Below are 2,757 nucleotides of genomic sequence, written 5' to 3' on the forward strand. Positions count from 1 at the left end.
GTCCGGGGCCGGTCGGCCGCGCGGGCCGTGCGGGCGCCCCGGGAAGCCTTCTCGGCCGGCCGCGCGGGCTCTTGCCGGGTCCGTACGGGCGCGGCCTCCTCGGCCGCGGCGGGCGTCGCGGGCGTCCCGGGGCGGCAGTCGGCCGGGTCGAGGTGCTGCGGAAAGCCCGCCACCCGCTCCTCGGCCGGATTGCCGCACAGCACGCACGGCTCCGGGACGCTCAGCACTTCGACGTCGTCGGCGTCGACCGCGTCGGCGTGATCGTCGGCGTCGGCGTGGGCGTGGTCGGCGTCCTCCGCTGCGGGCGGGTCGTCGTCGGCCTGCTCGGGTTCCGCGGGTTCCGGGGCGAATTTCGCGGCGAGACCGTCGAGGAGATAGGCGTACTTGGTGCGGACCTCGCCGGACGGGTCGCGCCGGCCCGTCTCCCAGCCGCCCACGGTGGAGGGGCTGACGCCCAGGGCCCTGGCCACCTGCGCCTTGGACAGTCCTGCCTGCTCGCGCAGGGCGCGCCGGGCGGCGATGTCGGGCAGCTCGGCCTCGGGTGCGACGGAGGCGAGCAGGGAGTCGATCGCGTCGAAGTCGCTCATCGCCGGCCCTCTTTCCCGTCGTCGCGCTGGGCCCGGCGCCGCTCGGCCAGTTCGGGTGTCACGGTCTCCTTGACCCTCTGCTGGCCCCAGCCGGTGATGTCCGCGGCCCGGCCGATCCGGCCGTGCACCGGACGCCCCGTGACGGGGTCGCGCGCCAGGAAGGCGCGCAACGCGGCGGCGACCCGCTCCTCCGCGGCCTTCAACGCCTCGACCGCTTCCGCGAGTTCCCGCTCGTCACCTGGATCCGACACACGGTAACCATGTCAATTTTGATGATACCTGTCAAAGTATCGACCGTCCGTCAACTGGTGACGATCGGCGATGTGGGTGTGTCGCGGGCCGGGCCGCCGCACCCGGGGCGGTGCGGCGGCCCGCCCGGGGTCAGTCGACGGCCTGGTAGAGCATGGTCCAGAAGTCGGTCATGACCCGCGCCGAGTCCGCGGTGGAGAGGCCGACCTGGGTGAGCAGGACGCCGGTGACCTGGTGGGTGCGGTCCGCGTACGCGGTGGTGCCGGTGCCGCCGAACCAGCCGAACTGGCCGGCGGGCGCGTAGTCGGGCCGGGTGCGCACGGCCATGCCGAAGCCCCAGCCGCCGTCGGCGCCCTGCCCGGACGACACGTGCGCGACCTTGGCGAACATGGCGTCACGGGCGGCCAGGTGCACGGGTGTCAGGCGGTTGGTGGTCATCATCTCGACGGCGGCCCGGGACAGGATCCGTGCACCGCCGCAGCTCCCGTGGTCGAGCAGCATCCGGAAGAAGGCGTGGTAGTCGTCGACGGTGGAGACGAGCCCGCCGCCTGCGCCCTGGAACGCGGGAGGCGTGGCGGCCCGTCCTCCCTCCGCCTCGTCCCAGACGGCGAACTCGCCGCTGACCGGATCGGGCCCGTACAGGGGCGGCAGCCGGTCGATCTTGTGGGCGGGCACGTGGAAGGCGGTGTCCTTCATCCCCAGCGGATCGAGGACGCGTTCGCGCAGGAAGTCCTCAAGGGGCCGTCCGGCGACCCGGGCGACCAGCACACCGAGCACCTCGTTGCTCAGGTCGTACTGCCACCGCGTTCCGGGCTGGTACTGCAACGGCAGTTCGCCGAGGCGCCGCATCCACTCGTCCGGTTCGGGGGCCGGTCCGGACGCCACGCTGTAGTCGAGCCGCTCCACGGTCGCGGCCCGGATGGGGGCGGCCATCGAGTCGAAGTCCACGCCGAGCCCGAACGTCGAGGTGAGCAGGTCCCGTACGGTGATGGGCCGCTCGGCCGGGACGGTGTCGTCCAGGGCGCCGTCGGGGTCCGTGAGCACCTGCCGGTCGGCGAGTTCGGGCAGCCACGGGTCGACCGGGTCGTCCAGCCGCAGCCGGCACTCGTCGAGCAGGATCATCGCGGCGGCCGTGGTGACGGGTTTGGACGTGGACGCCATCCGGAAGATGGTGTCGCGGAGCATCGGCGGGCCGCCGTCGGGGCGCATGGTCCCGAGCGTTTCGACGTGCGTCCGGCCGCCCCGGCTCATCAGGGCGACGAGCCCGGGGATTCTCCCGGACTCGACGTGCCGGGCCAGCACCTCGTGCAGCCGACGCAGTCCCGTGTCGCAGAAGCCACTGGTGACGTCCATGCCGGTCTCCTGTTCCCGGTGCCGGTGCGCGTGGCAGCCCCTGTGGCTGCGTGTCCGATTCGCCCGGCCCTGTGACGAGCCTGCAAGGTTGACCCCGGGTCAAGGTCAAGGGCGGCGGGGCGTCCGCATATTCTCGGCCGCGTGATCGTCCGGGAACCGCGGTCGCCCACGCTCAGGAAGGTGTGCAGAACGCATGGCGGAAGGGCTCACGATCGGTCAGGCGGCGTCGTTCGCCGGGGTGACGATCAAGACGGTGCGCCACTATCACCGGCTCGGTCTGCTCGCCGAACCGGAGCGGGACGGTTCGGGCTACCGCCGTTACCGTTCGGGCGAGTTGTACCGGCTGGTCCAGGTGCGGACGCTGGCCGCTGCGGGGGTGCCGCTGGCCGAGATCGGGGATCTGCTCGACACCGACCCGACGACGTTCGCGGCCACGTTGGAGGACGTCCACCGCCGGCTCACCGAGCGGATCGACGACCTGGTCGCGCGCCGCGACCGGCTGCACCGCCTCGACCACGGCGACCGGGCCCTGCTCCCCGACCGGGCGTGCGCGGTCCTGGACCGGCTC

General features: G+C 73.2%; 4 protein-coding genes. 1 reads left to right on the forward strand and 3 read right to left on the reverse strand.

Annotated features, from left to right (window positions below):
• The 3 genes from K377_RS40870 to K377_RS40880 form a co-directional block, all read right to left on the reverse strand.
• A partial coding sequence (locus K377_RS40870; RefSeq protein WP_146614869.1) for a helix-turn-helix transcriptional regulator occupies positions 1 to 587 on the reverse strand: 587 nt, incomplete at its 3' end.
• Positions 584 to 838: a hypothetical protein gene (locus K377_RS40875; protein ID WP_111668689.1), complete on the reverse strand. Its 255-nt coding sequence runs from the start codon at positions 836 to 838 to the stop codon at positions 584 to 586. The genes K377_RS40875 and K377_RS40870, both read right to left, overlap by 4 nt.
• 130 nt (positions 839 to 968) lie before the next feature.
• Positions 969 to 2,189 carry a serine hydrolase gene (locus K377_RS40880; RefSeq protein WP_111668690.1) on the reverse strand — a complete coding sequence of 407 codons (1,221 nt, stop codon included), beginning with the start codon at positions 2,187 to 2,189 and terminating at the stop codon, positions 969 to 971.
• A gap of 193 nt (positions 2,190 to 2,382) precedes the next feature.
• Between K377_RS40880 and K377_RS40885 the strand changes: the two genes are divergently transcribed.
• A partial coding sequence (locus K377_RS40885) for a MerR family DNA-binding transcriptional regulator (protein WP_146614870.1) occupies positions 2,383 to 2,757 on the forward strand: 375 nt, incomplete at its 3' end.

It is taken from the genome of Streptomyces sp. PsTaAH-137, from assembly GCF_003259365.1.
In the GTDB taxonomy this organism is placed as follows: Bacteria; Actinomycetota; Actinomycetes; order Streptomycetales; family Streptomycetaceae; genus Streptomyces.

What these genes read in the sequence shown, in the direction of transcription:
- K377_RS40880 (WP_111668690.1), bottom strand. Translation starts at nt 2,189, where the DNA reads ATGGACGTCACCAGTGGCTTCTGCGACACGGGACTGCGTCGGCTGCAC.